This is a genomic window from Lachnospiraceae bacterium oral taxon 096, assembly GCA_018141845.1.
Lineage (GTDB): Bacteria > Bacillota > Clostridia > Lachnospirales > Lachnospiraceae > F0428.
Genome location: CP073340.1, coordinates 645001 through 664544, shown reverse-complemented (window position 1 = coordinate 664544; position 19544 = coordinate 645001). Strand labels below are relative to the sequence as shown.

General features: G+C 40.1%; 20 protein-coding genes and 1 other RNA gene (1 of these 21 running past the window's edge). 19 read left to right on the top strand and 2 right to left on the bottom strand.

Features of this window, described 5'->3' with window-relative positions:
• The first annotated feature begins 7 nt into the window (after positions 1-7).
• From J5A74_03365 to J5A74_03330, 8 genes are all read left to right on the top strand, one after another.
• On the top strand, positions 8-178 hold the full coding sequence (locus tag J5A74_03365) for a hypothetical protein (GenBank protein ID QUI96371.1): 171 nt from the start codon (positions 8-10) through the stop codon (positions 176-178).
• Positions 179-180: 2 nt separating this feature from the next.
• Complete coding sequence (locus J5A74_03360) at positions 181-2085, top strand: hypothetical protein (GenBank protein QUI96370.1); 1905 nt, start codon at positions 181-183, stop codon at positions 2083-2085.
• A gap of 19 nt (positions 2086-2104) precedes the next feature.
• On the top strand, positions 2105-3043 hold the full coding sequence (locus J5A74_03355) for a pilus assembly protein (GenBank protein ID QUI96369.1): 939 nt from the start codon (positions 2105-2107) through the stop codon (positions 3041-3043).
• Positions 3040-3501, top strand: a complete 462-nt coding sequence (locus tag J5A74_03350; GenBank protein ID QUI96368.1) for a prepilin peptidase — start codon at positions 3040-3042, stop codon at positions 3499-3501. Before J5A74_03355 ends, J5A74_03350 begins: the two co-directional genes overlap by 4 nt.
• 9 nt (positions 3502-3510) lie before the next feature.
• Positions 3511-3972, top strand: coding sequence for a hypothetical protein (locus J5A74_03345; GenBank protein ID QUI96367.1), 462 nt, complete (start codon positions 3511-3513; stop codon positions 3970-3972).
• Positions 3896-4999: an FHA domain-containing protein gene (locus tag J5A74_03340; protein ID QUI96366.1), complete on the top strand. Its 1104-nt coding sequence runs from the start codon at positions 3896-3898 to the stop codon at positions 4997-4999. Before J5A74_03345 ends, J5A74_03340 begins: the two co-directional genes overlap by 77 nt.
• 68 nt (positions 5000-5067) lie before the next feature.
• A complete protein-coding gene (locus J5A74_03335; protein ID QUI96365.1) occupies positions 5068-5481 on the top strand; it encodes an HIT family protein in 414 nt (137 codons plus the stop codon).
• Between the two features lie 3 nt (positions 5482-5484).
• Complete coding sequence (locus J5A74_03330) at positions 5485-6093, top strand: rhomboid family intramembrane serine protease (GenBank protein QUI96364.1); 609 nt, start codon at positions 5485-5487, stop codon at positions 6091-6093.
• A gap of 63 nt (positions 6094-6156) precedes the next feature.
• Here the strand turns inward: J5A74_03330 and J5A74_03325 are convergent, their stop codons facing one another.
• Positions 6157-7215 (bottom strand): undecaprenyldiphospho-muramoylpentapeptide beta-N-acetylglucosaminyltransferase, encoded by a 1059-nt coding sequence (locus J5A74_03325; protein QUI96363.1) that lies wholly within the window; start codon positions 7213-7215, stop codon positions 6157-6159.
• A gap of 88 nt (positions 7216-7303) precedes the next feature.
• Here J5A74_03325 and J5A74_03320 point away from each other — a divergent pair, with 88 nt between their 5' ends.
• Genes J5A74_03320 through J5A74_03305 form a run of 4 tightly spaced genes read left to right on the top strand, consistent with a single transcriptional unit; the run spans position 7304 to position 11256 of the window.
• A complete protein-coding gene (locus J5A74_03320; protein ID QUI96362.1) occupies positions 7304-8002 on the top strand; it encodes a 5'-methylthioadenosine/adenosylhomocysteine nucleosidase in 699 nt (232 codons plus the stop codon).
• Positions 7986-9098 (top strand): hypothetical protein, encoded by a 1113-nt coding sequence (locus tag J5A74_03315; protein ID QUI96361.1) that lies wholly within the window; start codon positions 7986-7988, stop codon positions 9096-9098. The genes J5A74_03320 and J5A74_03315 overlap by 17 nt, the downstream gene beginning before the upstream one ends.
• 12 nt (positions 9099-9110) lie before the next feature.
• Positions 9111-10304: a hypothetical protein gene (locus tag J5A74_03310; GenBank protein ID QUI96360.1), complete on the top strand. Its 1194-nt coding sequence runs from the start codon at positions 9111-9113 to the stop codon at positions 10302-10304.
• A 10-nt stretch (positions 10305-10314) separates the two neighbouring features.
• Positions 10315-11256: an ROK family glucokinase gene (locus J5A74_03305; GenBank protein QUI96359.1), complete on the top strand. Its 942-nt coding sequence runs from the start codon at positions 10315-10317 to the stop codon at positions 11254-11256.
• On the opposite strand, the gene tadA is transcribed toward J5A74_03305, so the two are convergent.
• Positions 11248-11709, bottom strand: a complete 462-nt coding sequence (gene tadA, locus J5A74_03300) for a tRNA adenosine(34) deaminase TadA (GenBank protein ID QUI96358.1) — start codon at positions 11707-11709, stop codon at positions 11248-11250. The genes J5A74_03305 and tadA overlap by 9 nt on opposite strands.
• A gap of 139 nt (positions 11710-11848) precedes the next feature.
• Here tadA and J5A74_03295 point away from each other — a divergent pair, with 139 nt between their 5' ends.
• The 7 genes from J5A74_03295 to J5A74_03265 all read left to right on the top strand — a co-directional run.
• Positions 11849-12541, top strand: a complete 693-nt coding sequence (locus tag J5A74_03295; protein QUI96357.1) for a response regulator transcription factor — start codon at positions 11849-11851, stop codon at positions 12539-12541.
• Between the two features lie 9 nt (positions 12542-12550).
• On the top strand, positions 12551-14860 hold the full coding sequence (locus J5A74_03290) for a sensor histidine kinase (GenBank protein QUI96356.1): 2310 nt from the start codon (positions 12551-12553) through the stop codon (positions 14858-14860).
• 30 nt (positions 14861-14890) lie between these two features.
• An RNA gene (gene ffs / locus J5A74_03285) (signal recognition particle sRNA large type) lies at positions 14891-15155 on the top strand.
• 107 nt (positions 15156-15262) lie between these two features.
• The gene (dnaX, locus tag J5A74_03280; GenBank protein ID QUI96355.1) at positions 15263-16825 is read left to right on the top strand and encodes a DNA polymerase III subunit gamma/tau; all 1563 of its coding nucleotides are present in this window, start codon (positions 15263-15265) and stop codon (positions 16823-16825) included.
• A gap of 29 nt (positions 16826-16854) precedes the next feature.
• Positions 16855-17202: a YbaB/EbfC family nucleoid-associated protein gene (locus J5A74_03275; protein ID QUI96354.1), complete on the top strand. Its 348-nt coding sequence runs from the start codon at positions 16855-16857 to the stop codon at positions 17200-17202.
• A gap of 3 nt (positions 17203-17205) precedes the next feature.
• The gene (gene recR / locus J5A74_03270) at positions 17206-17802 is read left to right on the top strand and encodes a recombination mediator RecR (GenBank protein ID QUI96353.1); all 597 of its coding nucleotides are present in this window, start codon (positions 17206-17208) and stop codon (positions 17800-17802) included.
• Positions 17803-17828: 26 nt separating this feature from the next.
• Positions 17829-19544 carry the 5' portion of a hypothetical protein gene (locus J5A74_03265; protein QUI96352.1) on the top strand. Its footprint extends 324 nt past the window's final position, so the window shows 1716 of its 2040 coding nt (coding positions 1-1716); the start codon lies at positions 17829-17831; its stop codon lies off the right edge, out of view.

Sequence of the window (19544 nt, the reverse complement as noted above, 5' to 3'; positions counted from 1 at the left end):
AAAAATTATGCAAGAATTGTATCAGTTTTTCAGCGAAGAAGATGGTGTTGGTGTTATTGAGTTAGTACTCATTCTTGTCGTTTTGATTGGCTTGGTATTGATTTTTAAAAATCAATTGAGAAAGCTGATTGAGGCTATCTTCAAAGAAATCAACAATCAGTCCAAAGAGGTGTATTAAGCATGAAAAGAGATGGTGCAGTCACAATATTTCTTAGTTTGATATTGGTCTGTGTCAGTGCTCTTTTATGCGGCCTGGTGGAGTCAGCAAGGACCGCCGGTGTGCGATTTTATTTGCAAACGGCGGCAGACTCCTGCCTGGATTCTGTATTTAGTGAGTACAACAATGCTCTTTGGGACAAGTACCGATTGTTGCTAAGGGATTATGGAAGTGACGAAATGTTGATGGACAGATGTAAACTCTATCTCGATCCCTATATGAAAAATTCGGGAATCTATGCATTGAAAGATCCTGAAATTGTGGTAGAGGACAGAAAGTGTGTTACCGATGATGGAGGGGCATGGTTAGAAAAAGAGATTACATCTTTTATGAAATATAAGATTGCAGGAGATGTGCTTGTTGCCAATGATCCACAAAAACTTTGGGAAAAAGTAAAAGAGGCACAATCGATGAAGAGTATCACACAAGATTATGGCGAGCAATCAAAGCAGGCTGTGCGTGTGGAAAAGGGACTAAAGCGGATCAATGAAAGTTTAAAAGGGCAAAAAAGTGCCAAAGAAGAGGCATTTTTTGCAGCACAGAGCCAGAGTTCAAGCACAGCTAGAGCGAAAATGGAAGAAATTCTAGAACAAGTGCATCGAATGAAGTCGCTCTCAAAAAAGTATGCAAAGGAACAGGAAAAATTTAACCAAAAGATGCAAACAATCAAAGGAGAACACAGTGAGGATTGGGGGCAACTTTCGGGAGAAAATCAGGGAAGATTAGAAGGAGAACTGAGTTCCTATGACAGTTATGATGAAGAGAGCAGACAAAGACAGGTACTGGTACAAACAGCCATCGATGAAGATTTGGCACTGGAAGAAAGTGTGAAAGAATTGATTGAGAAGGCAAGTTGGATTGAGGCTCAAGAAGAAGAGGAGGATGAAGAGGAAGAACACGATTATTCAGAGGACTATGAAGAACTTGCAGAGGGAATTGCAAATTTAAATATTCCTGAACTTGGAAGTAAACTTGGTGTGGAGCAGGAAGATCGAGCAGATCAATTGGAAAGGTTATTAAATTTACTCAGAGGAGATGTCTTGAGCTTAGTAATCCCAATCGATCGCACAGTCAGTCAAGCCAGCTGGAGTACGCAAAGTTGGCCAAGCAATGTGGCTAGGACAGCTCGCACTCAGCCAGAGCCTAGTTTTATTGACACCTTATTAATTGATGAGTATGCCACAGATTTTTTCCCTGACTTTACGGATCATATCGATGATGATTGTTCATATGAACTGGAATATATTGTCAATGGAAGAAATAGTGATGCAAAAAATCTGGAATTGACTTTAATTAAGATCTTGGCCATTCGAGAGGGGCTAAATTATGTGCATATTTTGATGGATCAACAAAAAATGAGTCAAGTGCATGAGTTGGCAATGGCCATCGCAGGAATGTTTTGTATACCTGCTCTAGTTGGTGTGATCAGTGCATTAATTATTGGAGTTTGGGCTCTTGCAGAATCTATTACAGATTTACAGGATTTGCTTAAGGGCGAAGAGGTGAGTCTATATAAGAATGCTTCTGAGTGGAAGGTGGAATTGAATGCTCTTTTTAGTATGGAGAAAGAAGGAGTAAAGGCAGAGAAAAAAGAAAATATTTTGGGACTTAACTATGAAGGCTATATTAAGCTCATTTTATTTGTTCAAGATGGAGAGAAGAAGGACTATCGAATGATGGATTTGATACAAAGTCACATTGCGGCAACAGATAGTAGCTTTGCTATGAAAAATATGCTCTATGGAACAAAGGTCACAGTGCGTGCTAAGTCAAAGAGAGTATTTTCAAATTTGGGGATTGCCAGAGGAAGCTTTTCTGGACTTTCTCCAGAGTATGGTCTACATGTTGATGGGGTGAAAGCCTATTGATGGAAAGGAGGAGTCTGATATGCTCTCTTATTTTAAAAAATTATTTCATCAGCAATCCTATGTGACATCAGCTCTCCAGGCAAGTGATCAAAAAGGCTGCGGTAAGAGAGCGTATCAGAAGGCTTCTGTGACCGTGGAAGCTGCCTTTGTTTTTCCAATGTTTCTCTTTTTGATGATTATTTTGTTGATCCCTCTGCGTATTATGCGTGCACAGAGAAGGATGCAGGCTGTGGTTGAATCAGTTTGTAAGGATTGTTGTCAGTATGCCTATGCAAAGTATACCCTGTTGCCATTGGCAAGCAGTTCATTGGATGGAATTTTTAACTTGGATTCACAGGAAATGGAAGTGCTAAAAAAGATGGGAGAGTATCTTCCTTATCTTGAGGGGGCAGCTTTGGGAGAATTTAGTGCCATGCGGGCAAGGGATGCTGCACAGGATCGTCATATTGAGGGAATTCATGGACTAAAAACTTCCTGTATGAGAGAAAATAATATGATTGTGATTCGCTTAGATTATCAATATCATCTGCCTTTTTCCGTATTTGGAAAAACGAGTGTCAACCAATTTGTTGTGAGCTCAAGGAGAGCTTGGGTTGGAAAAGATGGAATGGAGCTTCCAATCGAAGGAGCAAAGAAAGAAGAAAATGAAGAGATGGTCTATGTGGGACGGACAAGTACACGCTATCATCTAAGTCCAAATTGTCACTATCTAGCGAATGATGCTAGGGCAGTGAGTATATTTGAAGTGGGCAATTTAAGAAATAAGAGTGGAGGAAAATATCATGCCTGTGCACGCTGTGGGGCGGCATTGGGAAGTAGTACAGTCTATATTATGCCGTCAGGAACAACTTATCATTCTAGTTTAAGTTGTTCAGCTATTACAGCGTATGTTCGAAAGGTAAAAAAATCAGAGGTAGAATACTTGGGTGTGTGTTCCTATTGTGGAGGTGTACATTGAAAATTGTAGATTTTGAAGTGGCAAGGGGAATCATTCTACTTTTTATGTTGATTTGCAGTATTCAGGACTTGCAAAAAAAGAGCATTGATCTGCGTATATTTTTGGTAGGCTATGGACTTGAGGGCGCAGGATATATTTATTTGCTGACAAAAAAGGAAGCTATTGACTATGATGAAATTTTGCTTGGAATGGGATTTGCTGGATTGATCTTTGTCATTTCTTTTTTGAGTGCACAGTCGATTGGACTTGGTGATGCCCACTTTTTTATGATTTTAGGTATTGCTATGGGCATTCGACTTCAATTAGAAATTTTCTTTTGCACGATGCTATTCATGGGTTTTGTATCATTACTATTGATTGTAAGGGCGATGTTTCTTGGGAAAAATGTGCGAAAGCAAAGCATTGCAATGTTGCCCTTTGTTCTTCCAGCAGGAATTTATTTATTGACACAGAGATAGAGGTGGAATATGAGATTAAAGGCAAGCTTTACGATTGAATCTTCTTATGTGATGGCCGTAATTTTATTTGGTCTTGCCTCAGCAATTTTATTTGCACACAGAGAGAGAAGCCAGATTATTGCAGAATATGTGGTACATCAGGCAGCAGAGGAAGGGTCACATTTGGAAGAAATTTATGAGAAAAAGGGTGTCAATCGAGAAAGTATTCAGGCAAGAGCAAGTCAGTACTTTGGGATGGTGGACCAGTTGTCAGAAACATCTCTAGGAATTGACAATGGCCTATTTAAGGTGAAAGTCAATGGAAATGGGCGAGAACATCAAGTTTATATTGAACAAAAAAAGTATAATCCAGAAAATTTTATGCGTGCATTGACATTTGTGGAGGTGATTGCGGATGGAGCTAAAAATCAGTTGCGAGAGAAAAATGCAAATGAAACAGGTGTGCATACAACCAAAAAGCGATTGGAATAGTAAAAAGTACTTTGAATGTCGAATGTTGGAGGAAAATCGCATTCCCAAAATTTTGCCTGTAGTAAAGGTGGAACAAAGAAGTCTTTGTTTTGATATCACAGATCGGATTTCATTGATCCAATATATGGAGAATCGGGCTTTGGTGCAAGAAGATGTCAAAAAAATTTTAATGGACTTAGATGATGCATTCTATGTATTGCAAAAATATTTGCTCGATGAGAAGGATTTGATTGTAGATGTAGAGCATATCTATACAGGAAAGGACGGGCTGGAATTAGAATTTTGTTATATGCCAGACTATCAGGGGGAGATCGATCGAGAGATTTCTAAGCTTTTGTCTCAAATTCTTGGGCGAATTGATCATAATGACAAGGAAGCTGTGGTGTTAGGCTATAGCTTATATCAGGAAAGTTTAAAGGAAGGCTATGTCATGGGTGATCTACTTGAACTATTGCAGAGACAAAAAAAGGAAATGCCAAAGAATCAGAGGGAAATGCCAAAAGAAATGGTAAAGCCAAAGGAAGATTTGCCAAAGGAGCAGGAGAAGGAGCAGGACAAGCCGAGTGCAAAGAAATTTAAGATGTCTGATTTGTTTAAGAAAAAACAAAAGACAGTGCCAAAGGAACAGATTCAAGAATCCAAAGAGTGGGAGGAAGTCTTTGAAAAAGCAGGGGAGAGAAAAGAAGAGGAAGGCTATGAGCACACTACACTTTTGTCTGACTTGCCAAGAGAAGGAGCAATTTTAAAGAGGATGGATGGAAGTGAAGAGGATATTTTTGTATCTTATACGCCATTTACTATTGGAAAACAGGATCGAGTCTGTGACTATATCTTAGATGTTGACGGTGTTTCTCGATTACATGCCAAAGTTGACCGAGAAGAAGATGGACACTACTATATTGTGGATTTACATTCTCTCAATGGAACTTATGTGAAAGGAAAAAGGATGGAGCCAGAGCAAAAAGTTGTATTAGAAAGAGGGGATGAGGTGGAAATTGCAGGAAAAAAGTTTCTTTTTACTCTGTAATTGGTGCTATTCAAACTATTTGCTAGGTGCTATACTTTTAGCATATATTTAGCAAATGGGAGGAAGATATGGTAGATAAGGATTGTATTTTTTGCAAAATTGCAGCAGGTGAGATTCCATCAGAGACAGTGTATGAAGATAGTGACTTTCGTGTTATTTTGGATTTAGGACCAGTGGAGCAGGGACATATGCTAATTTTGCCAAAGGAGCACTATGCTGACATTTCAAAGTTAGATCCAAAGCTTGCACAAAAAATTTTGGCTCTGGGTGTAAAGATGGGAGAGGCCGCAGAGAGGGGATTGCAGGCAACAGGATTTAATATTGTATTGAATACTGGCGAGAGTGCAGGACAGACGATTTTTCATTGTCACACCCATATTATTCCGAGATATCGAAAGGAGAAGGTGCTAGATTGGGAATCTAAGGAATCAAATAAGGAAGAATTAGCACAGATTGCGAACAAGATTCGAGGGGAGCTATAGGTGATGCTCAAAAAAGAAAAGCCGGTCATAACCTATATTCTTCTTGCAGTCAATATTTTCTATTTTTTGTTTCTTGAGGCAATTGGAAATTCACAGAGCACAGACTTTATGTTACGTTATGGAGCAGCTTACACGCCCTATATTTTGGAAAAGGGAGAGTATTGGCGGTTGGTGACATCTATGTTTATGCATTTTGGCATTGAACATATTGCCAACAATATGCTTATTTTATATCTACTTGGCAGTCATTTAGAAAAGACCATTGGAAAATGGAAGTATGGATTTGTGTACTTTGTGGCAGGAATTGGTGCCAATGTGATTTCTATGCTTGTCCACATGAAGGATGCACAGGCCGTGGTGAGTGCGGGAGCCAGCGGAGCAGTGTTTGGTCTTGCTGGAGGTGTCTTGGCAGCATCAATTAAAAATCGGGGAAGATTGGAAGAATTGACGACAAGACAACTGGCCCTTATGATTGTGGCTATGCTGTGGTTTGGTTTTTCAGCTACAGGTGTTGACAATGTGGCTCATGTATCAGGTGCAGCAATAGGATTCTTATTGACAATGATTCTCTTTCGTCCAAAGTATGAGAGATATGAGAGTTGGTCGCAATAGCGAAATGGATATGGATTTGAGAGGACTCGGTAGTCTACCGCAGTCCTCTTTTTGTAATTCTCTTTAGTGAGTGATTTCCTCAATGAGAGAAATGACAGCATCGGTTCCATTGGATTGATTGGAAGAATTCATCCTTTCAATATACTCTGTGCGGTGCTCATAGACTTCGAGTATGGAACTTAAAAGTGAGGTTTTGTGCAAATCTTTTTCCTCGAGAACAAGGGAAAAGCCCTGCTTTTGATAGGAGACAGCATTGAGTAGCTGATCGCCTCGACCAGTGGCGAGTGGAATGAGGACATTTGGCTTTTTTAGGGCTAAGATTTCACAAATGGCATTGGCTCCTGCACGGCTGACAATGACATCTGCAAGGGCAAAAAAATCTTTCATATGTTCACTGACATACTCATATTGCATATATCCCTTTTTTCCAAGGAGGCTTTGGTCAAGATTTCCTTTTCCACACAGGTGAAGGACATGAAATGAGCGAAGGAGGGCATTTAAGTTTTGTCGGATGGCCTCATTGATGGCAGCTGAGCCCAAACTTCCACCAACAATCATCAACACAGGAAGAGTGTGGTCAAAGCCATTCATCTGTCTAGCCAATTCGGCGTCACCACAAAATAGCTCGGCTCGGATTGGAGAGCCAGTGACTACAGCTTTTGTTGGAGGAAGATATTTTTTTGTTTCAGGAAAATTGCAACAAACTTTTGTGGCACTCGAAAAGCAGAGCTTGTTGGCAAGTCCTGGAGTCATATCAGATTCATGAATGATCACAGGAATTTTGAGAGAATGTGCAGCACGGACTACAGGCACACTGACAAATCCACCTTTTGAAAAGACAATATCTGGTCGGTAGGTCTTTAGAATTTTTTTTGCCTCAAAATATCCCTTGATGATGCGAAATGGATCAGTAAAATTTTTTATATCAAAGTATCTTCTCAACTTTCCAGTGGAAATCCCACGGTAAGGAATATCTTCTTTTTCAATTAATTTTTTTTCCATTCCCTCATAGGAACCAATATAGAGAATGTCATAGCCAAGCTCCTTGAGCTTAGGCATAAGTGCAATATTTGGTGTGACATGTCCTGCAGTGCCCCCACCAGTGAGTACAATTTTTTTCATGCCAAGTATCCTTTCATTTTTTCACTGTGATTATTAGCTACTTTTTGCTATAATATACCACAGATTAGATAGAAAAAGGAGTAGGTAGATGATTGGAATTATCGGTGCAATGGATGAGGAAGTAAAAAAACTCAGGGAAATGATACAGAATGTAAAAGTTGTAAAAAAAGCAGGAATGGAATTTTTTTGTGGAACATTGGGAAAAAGGGAGGTTGTCGTTGTGCACTCTGGCATTGGCAAGGTCAATGCAGCCATATGTACACAGATTTTAGTTGATTGCTTTGGCATTGAGGGAGTAATCAATACAGGAATTGCAGGCTCTCTAAAGAGTGAAATCAATATTGGCGATATTGTTGTTTCTACAGATGCTGTGCAACATGATGTGGATGCAACGAATTTTGGTTATGCACTTGGACAAATTCCAAGAATGGATGTTTTGGCTTTTCCAACAGATAAGGTGTGGAGAGAGAGAGCAGTTGCTCTTTGCAAAAAAGTTAATCCAGAGATTCAGGTTTTTGAGGGAAGAGTAGTTAGTGGAGACCAATTTATTTCTGACCAGGGAGTAAAGGATGGCATTGTGGAAAACTTTGCTGGATATTGTACTGAAATGGAGGGAGCTTCTATTGCTCAGGTGGCCTATGTCAATCACATACCTTGTCTAATTTTGCGTGCGATTTCTGACAAGGCCGATGGTTCTGCAACAGTGGATTATCCGACTTTTGAGGCACAGGCGATTGAACACTGTGTGAGATTGACAAAAGCCTTGGTCGGTGAAGAAGGAATCTAGGAAGGGAGATGAAGCTATGGATGTCGAGGCCTTTTTGTGTGCGGCAAAAGAAAAAATGCTTCATGAATTGGAACTGGAGCAAAGAAAAGAGCAATTAAGTGATGAAAAGATTCGCCTGGAAAAGGCAATAGACAGCGAGAAAAAGGCAGTAGAGAGTGAAATTACGGGAACGATTAAAAAGAGAAGGGAAGAGGTTGCAAAAACCTATGACCAAGAGACAGCACAAGTTCGGGAGCAATTAAAAAAAGCAAGAAGCGGGAGAGAGAAAAAGCGAGCCAAAGGAGTACGAGGACGGGTAGAAGAAGAGACAGCAGATTTATATCTTGAAAATGGAGATATTAAGAGACAGATCAAAGCGATCTTAAAAAAGGATAGGGTGCCAGGTTTTTGCAATACCAAACTCTACTATGCACTCTATTTTATGGGGGGATTTGCAGATTTTATCCGAATGTTGGTTACCTTTTTGATTTGCTTTGTTGTCGTTCCATTTGCTATCTATTTTGCATTGCCTCAGAGAAGATCTTTGTATTTGGCCCTTATTTATGTCGGAGCTGTGGTGGTTTTTGGCGGGCTGTATATGCTAATTTTAAACGAAACGAAAGTGAAGCATCTCCATGCTTTGCGTGAGGTCAAGCGATTGCGAAAGAACATCAAAAATAATGAAAAACGCATTGCATTGATTCGAAGGGGAATTAAAAATGACAACGACGATTCGAGGTATCATTTGGAAGAATTTGATGCAGAAATTGATCGCCTAGAGAATTTACATGAAGATGTTCAGGAGAGGCAAAAGAAGGCACTTGAAGAGTTTGAGGGAAATATCAAGCAGGGAATTCAGCAAGAAATTCTACAAAGTGCACAGGAAACAAAGGATAAGTTGGCACATGATTATCAAGTGGTCAAAGGTGACTTAGTGAATATAGATCACGAGCAAAAGGTATTGAAAAATGAAATTGCAGACGAATATGGAAAATATTTGGGCGAGGAGTTTTTGAATATAGAAAAAGTGGATGCATTGTTAGAAATTGTCCGTGAAAAGGGAGTGGATTCGATTCATGGAGCAATCGATTTATATAAAAATCATGCTGCTGAGTAGAGTGGAAAGAGAATGAAGACAACGGGGCAATTGAAAAAGAGAGAAAAAATCAAGAAAAACTTAAAAAAGAGGCAAAAGAGGACAAATGGTGGTAGAATAAGTCCGTGGATGTTCTATGGGGCCATCTTTTTGGGGATTGCAATGATTATTTTTCTAGGGGGAAAAATCTTAATTCAGCACACCAAGTATAAGGTCGATTGGACAAGAGACTTGGGCGAGGGAAGTTTTGCGGGCTATCAACCATTGGGTGAGGGACTGTTAAAGTACTCAAAGGACGGAGCAATTTATCTTGATGGAGAGGGCAAAGAAGTTTGGAATGTGCCCTATCAGATGGAAATTCCGATGGCTGTAAGTAATGGGGATTATGCAGCGATTGGAGATAAGCAAAAAAATCAGATTTTAATTTTTAATACCGAAAAGAAAAATATTGGCACAATTGCGACGACCAATCCGATTGGACGATTTAGCATTTCAAGTAATGGTGTCGTTGCTGTAATGGAAGAAGATTCGACATCGACCTATATTCGATTTTATAAACAGGACGGCTCGCCCATCGAGATTACCATTAAAAATCAAATTTCTGGAGAGGGTTATCCCACAGATCTTTCGCTCTCTGATAGTGGAAGTCAATTACTGGTGAGCTATGCACAAATCAAGGACAGTGGACTCAGTGGAAATGTGGCTTTTTATGACTTTTCAGATGCAGGAAAGGAATTTGATAATCGGATGATTTGTGCGTTTAATGAACAATTTAAGGATGCGTTGATTGGACGAGCACAATATATGAGTAGAAATTCGGCATTTGCCATATCGGACCAAGCCTTGGTATTTTTTCAGCAAAGAAATACGAAAGTGAAGGTAAAGGGAAAGGTTGATTTCAAGGGGAAAATTCAGACATTGGCCTGGTCAAAAAACCGTGTGGCATTGATTGTAGAAGATGAGGGAAAAAATGTATTGCTTGTTTACAATGGTAATGGAAAAAAGGTGTGCAAAAAAGTACTCGATCAGTCCTATAAGGGATTAAATGTCGATGATTATTATATTTTTTTATATGATGGTATGCGTTGCCAGATTTATAATTATATTGGCGTAAAGAAGTTTGATGGTACATTTGATTTTGAAATTCATGATATCAGGCCAAGTCACACATTGGAGAGATTTCGTGTGGCAGGAAGCTCGATGATAAAAGAAATTAGTTTAAGATAGGAGAAGGAAGATGAAGGAAATTTGTGTTGGTGTGGATGTTGGTGGAACAAGTGTAAAGATGGGATTTTTTACTACGGATGGTCAGTTGATTCGCAAGTGGGAGATTGAAACTCGTCGCAGGGAAAATTGTGAGCATGTCATTGAAGATATTGCGGAATCTATTCGAGAGAATCTCAAAAAGGATAATTTGACATTAAATGATTGTGTGGGCATCGGAATGGGTGTGCCAGGTCCAGTTCTTCCAAAGGGATATGTCGAGGTCTGTGTCAATTTGGGATGGAAGGATATGTATCCAGCGAGAGAGTTGTCCGATCGCTTGGAAGGAATTTCTGTCTGGGTTGGAAACGATGCCAATATTGCAGCCCTTGGAGAAGCATGGCAAGGAGGTGCAAAGGGCTTTAATGATGTGGTTATGCTGACTTTGGGAACAGGTGTTGGCGGAGGAATTATTATCAATGGTGAGATTGTCACAGGAAGACATGGACTTGCTGGAGAAATTGGACATCTCTATGTGAGATCAGATGAAAAAGACTGTTGCAATTGTGGTGGACACGGATGTCTTGAGCAGGTGGCCAGTGCGACAGGAATTGTCAAGGAGGCAAAGCGTCAATTGGCAGAAAGCGATATGGAATCAAGCTTGCGCGATTGTAAGAAATTGACTGCAAAGGAAGTTCTTGATGCAGCAAAGGCAGGGGATGCATTGGCTGAACAGGTGATGGATGTAGTGGTAAAGTACCTTGGTATTGCCATTTCACATATTGCACTGACTGTTGACCCAGATGTCTTTGTTATCGGCGGAGGCGTGTCAAAAGCAGGGCAATACTTGATTGATAAAATCAAGGTAATGTATGATTTTTACACGCCAATTTCTAAGAATAGGGGAGACATTGTTTTAGCCACATTAGGAAATGATGCGGGCATCTACGGCGCAGCAAAAATGTGCTTATGTTAATTTCTTTTGTCGAAGTTCTCTAAAAAAGTTTTTGAGCAATTCGACACATTCTTCGTGGATTTCTCCATCGAGTAGAAGGGTGTCCACTTGGTGATTGAAACGCTGGATGTGCATAAGATCTAAGATCGAGCCAGCACATCCAGCTTTGGCATTCATTGCACCAATCACAATATTTTTTATTCTAGCTTGCACAATCGCACCGGCACACATAGGGCAGGGCTCGAGCGTGATGTACATGGTACAATCTTCGAGCCGCCAGTCGCCGAGCTTTTTGCAAGCTTTTTTAATGGCAATCATTTCGGCATGGGCCAAGGTGTTGTGGTCAATACTGCGCCGATTGTATCCTCTGGCAATAATTTGATTGTCCTTTACAATGACGCAACCAATGGGTACTTCGCCGAGAGCATAAGCTTTTTTTGCCTGCACAATGGCAGCTTTCATAAATTTTGACATAAAAGTTCCTCTCAAAAAAATGTAAGTATAAACAGCATTTATTTTACCACAATAAAGGGAAAAAGGGAGAAATGATTGTCTAGGAGAAAGATATACAGTACAATGTAAGCAAAATTTGATATAGATGGGAGAGGATAGTATGCAAAAAATATTGGTTTGTGATGATGATAAAGAAATTGTAGAAGCAATAAAGATTTATCTTTCTGGTGAAGGTTTTGATGTCTACTGTGTATATGATGGATATGAGGCGTTGGAATTAATGGAGAAAGAAAAAATAGATTTGTTGATTGTTGATGTGATGATGCCAGGTCTGGATGGTATTCGGACAACATTGAAGGTGAGAGAGACGAGCTCCATTCCGATTATTATCCTTTCTGCGAAGTCAGAAGATGCAGATAAAATTTTAGGTTTGAATATTGGTGCGGATGACTATTTGTCAAAGCCATTTAACCCTCTAGAGCTTGTGGCCAGAGTAAAGAGTCACTTGAGAAGATATACACAGCTTGGCAATATGAGTGTACAGGATGATTCTCGTGTTTTCTGTTGCAGAGATTTACGTATTGATGATATCAATAAAGAAGTGACACTTGCAGGTGAACTCATTAAATTGACACCAATTGAGTACAATATTTTGCGTCTGTTAGTGAAAAATGCAGGGCGTGTGTTCTCGATCAATGAAATTTATGAGGAGATTTGGAATGAGAAGGCCATTGGTGCTGATAATACCGTGGCTGTACATATCCGTCATATTCGAGAAAAAATTGAAATCAATCCAAAAGATCCAAGGTACTTAAAGGTAGTATGGGGCGTTGGATATAAGGTGGACAAGTAGGAGTAGTTGATGGAAGAAGAAAATAGCAGAGAAAGCTATAGTAAAAGAAAGCTTATCTTTTTATTGCTTCACTTTTTAGCATTGTTTATTTTAGTTGTTGGTGTTGGCTTGATTTATACAAATGACAACTTTTCCAAGGGCATATTTTGGATGAATTCTGGAAATTTTGAGGATTCCAAAGCATTTGTAGCTACTTTTGATTCGGCTATACGAGATGTTTTTACTTATACGAATTATCAGGATATGTTTGAGACAGACGACAAGATTGACTTAAAAAAACCTGTGTTTAGTATTAATCTTGGACCGGGCGAAAATAATGTCTATACGATTGCCGATGTCTTTAATTATGCCAAAAAGCGTGGCTTTTATTTGGATGAAGATTTAAAAGCTGCGGCCTCAGATGATGTGGTTAGAAATACAGAGACACAAAAGGATGATAAGAGCTATTTAGTCAATTGGAAGGCCTATAGCGACCAAAGGCAGGTCAAAGGACCAGGAGATGATTATGCGACAAAGGACGATTTGGTTCGGGAGGCATTAGATCATATTGGAAGGTATTTGCGTGCCTATAAGATATTTAAAGGAGAACCAACCAATATCAAGTATCGCCTCGACTATGGTGATGGACAGATGGTCTATACCAATGCAAAGGCTATGAGCATGGAAGATATAAAAAGCATTGGGCGGTATGCAAGTTTAGATTCAGATAGTATTGTCATCGATACAAATTTGGTCAAAGTTCCCGATGATATGCTCTATCTTGCCGATCAGGCAGCAAATCTAAAGATGGATACCTATAATATTACCATTGCTGTGGATACAAGCTATGCGGCAAAGGACGATTTTTATTTAGCCAATTTGCGTTATGCTCAGCAGAGAAATTGGTATTTTTACAGCATTGTTATTGTGGCAATTGCGGGCATTGGAATGTTGACAACACTTTGGGGAATGACGAAAATTAGTGGAATTCCCTACTATGGAGCGTCCTCACGTATAGTCTATCGCTTTGACCGCATTGGTGTGGAAACGAATGTTTTAATTTGTCTGGTGGTCATTGTATTTTTGAGTTTTTTGAGTGATAAAGTGATTATACAGATGATTCAAGTTTTCATTCCGAGGGGGAGACTCAATTTTGTTCGAAAAATGCTTCATTTTTTGGGCGGATATCTCTGTATATTCTATACTTATTTTTCTATTATTCGTGCTATGCGAGCAGGAGTTTTGTGGAAAAATAGCTTTATTAAGCATGTCAAGGATGAACTTGGAGTCTATACAGAGACGCAGACATTTATGCACAGTTTGAGCAAGAATTATATTGCTTTTTGTTGTGTCAATATTTTTGGGACGGCGATAGCTGTCTATCTTTTTATCAAAGACATTTCCTTGATAGCAAGAATTATGGGATTTTTGCTTATGATTTGCCTTTTATTTTTAGATTGCATTTATTTTCATAAGCTCTATAAAAATGCATTACAGAGAGAATTTATTGCAAAGGCGATTAAGAGAATTTCAGATGGGAATACCGATTATCACTTGGAGATTGAGGCCTTTGATGGAAAAGAGGCTGTGTTAGCAGAAAATTTAAATCACATTAGTCATGGATTGGAAATTGCCATTGGGGAGCAAGTAAAAAGTGAGCGAATGAAGGCAGACTTAATTACCAATGTCTCACATGATATTAAGACACCTTTGACTTCGATTATTAATTATGTGGCACTCATTAAGAGAGAAAAGCCGAGTGACCCTAAAATTTGTGAATATTTGAATATCTTAGATGTAAAGTCTCAACATCTAAAGAATTTGACAGAGGATTTGGTGGAGGCAAGTAAGGCTTCTAGTGGAAATATTAGTTTGGAGATGGGCCCACTTGACTTTGTTGAACTCGTCCAGCAAAGTAATGGGGAGTTTGAAGAAAAATATGAGGAGAGAAAGTTAAGCATTGTCTCAGAGCTTCCAACAGATCAGATGATGATTTTGGCAGATGGGCGCAGATTGTGGAGAGTTTTGGAAAATTTATATAATAATGCCTATAAATATGCCGCTTTTGGTTCAAGAGTTTATGTAGAAATGACACACAAGGGGAAAATGGCAGTCTTTACAATGAAAAATATCTCAGCAAATCCACTCAATATTCGACCAGATGAGTTGACGGAGAGATTTGTTCGAGGAGATGTCTCAAGGACAACTGAAGGAAGTGGATTGGGGCTTTCCATTGCCACTTCATTGACCAAGTTACAGGGAGGAGAATTTGAAATTCTCATTGATGGAGATTTATTTAAGGCAGTTTTATCTTTCCCGTTAATGGATGAAAATAGTTGACAAAAATAGAGAGTAAAGTTATACTCAAACTCGTACTAGCCGGGGAGATAGCGGTGCCCTGTAGCCTGCAATCCGCTTTAGCAGGGGTGATGTCCTGCCTAGGGTGCTTGCTTGTGAAGCTGCCCGTGGCAAGTGGTGTTGACGCGAGGGTCCCCGCGCAACGGGAACCTGTGAACTGTGTCAGGGCAGGAATGCAGCAGCACTAAGCAGGAGCTTTCGTGTGCCGCGAGATCGCCGTCGCTGAGCTTACTGCCATGGTAACGTTTGTGAGCGGTGCTCGAAGCAGGATGTACAAAAAGAAAGATGGGGCTGTCGCACGAGAGTGTGACAGCTTTTTTGCATAGAGATATTTATTTGCGTGTATAGAGGATATGCACTATAATAGGTGTGTGGAGGAATCAGATGTCTTATACAGCACTGTATAGAAAATGGCGCCCAAAGACACTCGATGAAGTGAAGGGGCAGGATGCCATTTGTAGAACATTAAAGAATCAAGTAGTATCTCAGAGAGTGGGACATGCCTATTTGTTTTGTGGCACAAGGGGAACGGGAAAAACGAGTGTGGCAAAGATTATGGCGAAGGCCGTAAATTGCGAACGTCCAGTAAATGGAAACCCCTGCAATGAATGTGAGACTTGTAAGGCCATTGCCAGTGAGTCATCAATGAATGTTGTAGAAATTGATGCGGCATCAAATAATGGTGTGGATAATATTCGAGATATTAAGGAACAAGTACAATATCCACCGACACAGGGGAAATATCGAGTATTTATTATTGATGAGGTGCATATGCTCTCCAATGGAGCTTTTAATGCACTTTTGAAGACGCTTGAAGAGCCACCAGAATATGTTATATTTATATTGGCGACGACAGAGGTGCATAAAATTCCTGTGACCGTGTTATCAAGATGTCAACGATATGACTTTAAACGCATCAGTGTGGAGACGATTACGCATCGCCTAGAAGAGCTTTCTTTGGCTGAGGGGATTACCATAGAAAAGAAGGCCCTTGCCTATATTGCAAAGATGGCTGATGGGGCGATGAGAGATGCCTTGAGTTTATTGGATGAGTGCAGAGCATTTTATCCAGAGGGAGAGATTCGTTACGACCAAGTTTTGGATGCCTTGGGAGCAACCGATATTGGAATCTATTCGAGACTTTTTGGTTTTGTAGTCAATGATCAAATTACGCAGTCATTGCAAGTAATTGAAGAATTAGTTATTCAGGGGCGAGAGCTTGGGCAGTTTGTAATTGATTTTTTGTGGTATTTGAGAAATCTATTGGTTGTCAAAACAGCCGAAGATCTAGAAGGCATTGTCGATGTCTCAAGAGAGAATATGCAATTGATGATTGAGGATGCCAAAGGGGTATCAGAAAATGAATTGGTTCGCTATATTCGCATTTTTGGTGAGCTTTCAGGACGCATTCGCTATTCGCCCCAAAAGAGAGTTTTGCTTGAGGTTGCCATCATTAAACTTTCGACCCCACAGATGGAAGAAGATGTGGGATCTGTGCTGTCTCGCATTGAAAAGTTAGAAAGAAGTATAAAAGAAGGTGGACAGGTGGTTTCTTTTGTTTCTGAACAAAAAAAGGAACAGGAGCAAGAAAAGCCGAAGGTGATTACACTTCCACAGGCACAGTATCAGGATTTTATTCAATTGAGAAATGATTGGCCCCATCTTGTGGCAAGAATGAGTGCTCCTGGAGCAAAACTTTTAGAGAATGTGAGTATTCAAACTCATGGAGATGGGATCATTGAACTTATCTTTAGCGATGAAACTTTGTATAAGTTGGGGGCTACGGAGCAAAGAATTTCAGAGATTGGTGAGATTGTGGAACAGGAGTATCAAAAGCATTTTACTTTTGAGGCAAGATGTTGCAAGGAACAAGAAGAAACCGAATACAAGAGTATAGTTGATGGAATGAACGCTATACATACAAAAATAGAGATAGAAGATATCTAAAAGACTAGAAGAAAAATGGAGGGATACAAATGGCAAGAAGAGGTGGATTTGGCGGAGGAATGATGCCAGGAAATATGAATAATTTGATGAAGCAGGCTCAAAAGATGCAAAAGCAAATGGAAGAGCAGGCGAAGGAATTTGAGTCCAAGGAGTTTACCGCAACTGCTGGAGGCGGTGTAGTGAGTGTGACCATCTCAGGAAAAAGAGAGGTGACTAAGGTCAACTTAGATAAAGATGCTGTGGATCCAGATGATGTGGAGATGTTAGAGGATTTGATTATGGCAGCAATGAATGAGGCTATGCGTCAGCTAGAGGAGGCGAATAAAAATTCTATGGGCAAACTCGCTGGTGGTTTGGGAGGGGGACTTCCTTTCTAGGCGATGGACTACTACAGCAGTTATATCACAAAATTAATTGAAGAATTGTCGAGATTGCCTGGAGTCGGTGCAAAATCGGCACAACGTCTGGCATTTCATATTCTGAATATGCCAAAGGAGCAGGTAGATGTTTTGGCAAGAACTATTGTGCAGGCCAAAGAAAATGTTCGTTATTGTAAGGAGTGTTTTACACTTACTGATGAGGAGACTTGTCCAATTTGCAAGAGCCATGCAAGAGATCACCAGACGATTATGGTTGTAGAAAACACAAGAGATCTTGTGGCCTATGAAAAGACAGGACGCTATACAGGAGTCTATCATGTGTTACATGGAGCGATTTCACCTATGCTAGGCATTGGACCAGCAGATATTAAGCTCAAGGAATTGATGGTGCGTCTGGAAAAAGATGTCAAGGAAGTGATTATTGCAACAAATTCTAGCTTAGAGGGAGAGACAACGGCGATGTATATTGCAAAACTTGTCAAGCCTACGGGGATTAAGGTATCAAGAATTGCCAGTGGTGTGCCCGTTGGTGGAGATTTAGAATACATCGATGAAGTGACATTACTCAGAGCCTTAGAGGGGCGAACGCAGTTGTAAAGAAAGGGAAACGGGAGAGAACTTCGATGGAAAAGTATGAATTTAATGTAAAGGTGGATATACTGAAAAAATCAGTAAAGTCGGGGGACTATGAAACGGCACTTCGCATTGCAGACAGCGTAGATTGGAGAAGAGTACATAATGCAAGCCTACTCTCCATCGTATCAGAAGTCTATGAAAAGAATAAAGAATACACAGAGGCAAAGGAAATTTTATTGCTTGCCTATGAACGGGCAGCGAAGGGAAAGCGTCTTTTGTATAAGCTGACCACATTGGCTCTTAAGGAGGGAAATGTCGCTGAGGCCGAGAATTTTTATAAGGAATTTTATGAACTTTCTCCAGAGGATTCAAGAAATTATATCCTGCGCTATTTGATTTTAAAGGAGAAGGGTGCACCAAGAGATCAGTTGATCAATACATTGGAAATGTACACAGATGCAGAGCTTGATGAAAAATGGCTCTATGAGCTTGCAGAGCTCTATCATGAGGATGGAAGATCTGAAGAATGTGTAAAGGCTTGCGACAATATTATGTTGATGTTTGGACTTGGCAAGTATGTGGACAAGGCCATTGAATTGAAGACAAAAAGAGAGGGAAAGCCTCTGACGGATTATCAGCAGGGACTTCTTGACAATCGTGAGCACTATGAGGAGCGTCTTAAAGAAGCAGAGGAAGAAGTTTCAAGTTCTACAAATGATGATTATCGTGCGGAAGAAGTTGATGATGATGCCGAGCAGTATATAGACTCGGATGAGGACAATCAGGATACAGAACCTGACGCAGAGGACAGGGAAAATACTCCTCTAATACAAGGCCATGTCGAAGCACAGTCAAGATTTGATTCTTCTTCTTATCTAGAGAGTGTACAGGAATCAGAGCCATCAGAGCCAGAGAGAATCGAAGAGACACAAAAGATGGATCACCAAGAGGAGGATTTTGAGGCGAAGGAAAAAGAAATGCAAGAGCAACTTAGCCATGAAATTCATAATATTGCCAATGCAGCTGTTGATGTAAAGGAGAGTGAGGAGGACAAGACAAAGGTTCTTGCTGACCTAAAGGAAATCCTTGCACGCCATGTTGAAGATCCGACAAAAGAAGAGCATCCAACAAAAGTGGAGACACAAGAAGTATATGAGGGAGAAGAAGATTTTACTCCAGAAATAGAGGATTTAGATGAGGAAGAAGAGACCATCTATCCATGTGTGTTGATTACAGCTAAGGACGCCGCTGTAGGCCTTGAAGAGGCAAAGGAAAAACTGAAGGAAATTTACACAAAGACCAAGAGCCCAAAGAGGGCGGCTAAAATTAGTGTAGAGAAACTCAATAAATTGGGTAAAGATGGAATCGAGGAAAAAGTTGGTGACAAGGATCTGATTATTGAAGGTGCTTCAGGAATGAGAAAGGACATTGCAGATTTGCTGTATCAACTTGTCATTGATGAGGGAAAGATTTTAATTTTGGTAGATCGCCCAGAGCACAGAGAAAAGATGATACAGAGATTTCCAAAACTTGCTCAACTCAGTGGAGTGGTTCCCTACGAGGAAGAGAAAGAAATAGAGGATGATTTTGAGGAAATTGATTTTTCACCAGAACAGGAACAGCCAAAACCCGTAGAGAAGGTGTCTGCAGAAGAAGAATCCGAAGATGATCTAGAAGATGAGGCAGAGGAGGAAGAAGTAATAGAGGAAGAGCCAAAGCCAACAGAGCAGACAAAAAAGGGAAGGCGAGAGAGAAAGGAAACC

Coding starts and splice junctions, on each gene's coding strand:
- recR (QUI96353.1), top strand. CDS start 17,206: ATGGACTACTACAGCAGTTATATCACAAAATTAATTGAAGAATTGTCG.
- J5A74_03330 (QUI96364.1), top strand. CDS start 5,485: ATGCTCAAAAAAGAAAAGCCGGTCATAACCTATATTCTTCTTGCAGTC.
- J5A74_03295 (QUI96357.1), top strand. CDS start 11,849: ATGCAAAAAATATTGGTTTGTGATGATGATAAAGAAATTGTAGAAGCA.
- J5A74_03325 (QUI96363.1), bottom strand. CDS start 7,215: ATGAAAAAAATTGTACTCACTGGTGGGGGCACTGCAGGACATGTCACA.
- J5A74_03345 (QUI96367.1), top strand. CDS start 3,511: ATGAGATTAAAGGCAAGCTTTACGATTGAATCTTCTTATGTGATGGCC.
- J5A74_03360 (QUI96370.1), top strand. CDS start 181: ATGAAAAGAGATGGTGCAGTCACAATATTTCTTAGTTTGATATTGGTC.
- J5A74_03355 (QUI96369.1), top strand. CDS start 2,105: ATGCTCTCTTATTTTAAAAAATTATTTCATCAGCAATCCTATGTGACA.
- J5A74_03275 (QUI96354.1), top strand. CDS start 16,855: ATGGCAAGAAGAGGTGGATTTGGCGGAGGAATGATGCCAGGAAATATG.
- J5A74_03305 (QUI96359.1), top strand. CDS start 10,315: ATGAAGGAAATTTGTGTTGGTGTGGATGTTGGTGGAACAAGTGTAAAG.
- J5A74_03320 (QUI96362.1), top strand. CDS start 7,304: ATGATTGGAATTATCGGTGCAATGGATGAGGAAGTAAAAAAACTCAGG.
- tadA (QUI96358.1), bottom strand. CDS start 11,709: ATGTCAAAATTTATGAAAGCTGCCATTGTGCAGGCAAAAAAAGCTTAT.
- J5A74_03365 (QUI96371.1), top strand. CDS start 8: ATGCAAGAATTGTATCAGTTTTTCAGCGAAGAAGATGGTGTTGGTGTT.
- J5A74_03340 (QUI96366.1), top strand. CDS start 3,896: ATGGAGCTAAAAATCAGTTGCGAGAGAAAAATGCAAATGAAACAGGTG.
- J5A74_03290 (QUI96356.1), top strand. CDS start 12,551: ATGGAAGAAGAAAATAGCAGAGAAAGCTATAGTAAAAGAAAGCTTATC.
- J5A74_03310 (QUI96360.1), top strand. CDS start 9,111: ATGAAGACAACGGGGCAATTGAAAAAGAGAGAAAAAATCAAGAAAAAC.
- dnaX (QUI96355.1), top strand. CDS start 15,263: ATGTCTTATACAGCACTGTATAGAAAATGGCGCCCAAAGACACTCGAT.
- J5A74_03335 (QUI96365.1), top strand. CDS start 5,068: ATGGTAGATAAGGATTGTATTTTTTGCAAAATTGCAGCAGGTGAGATT.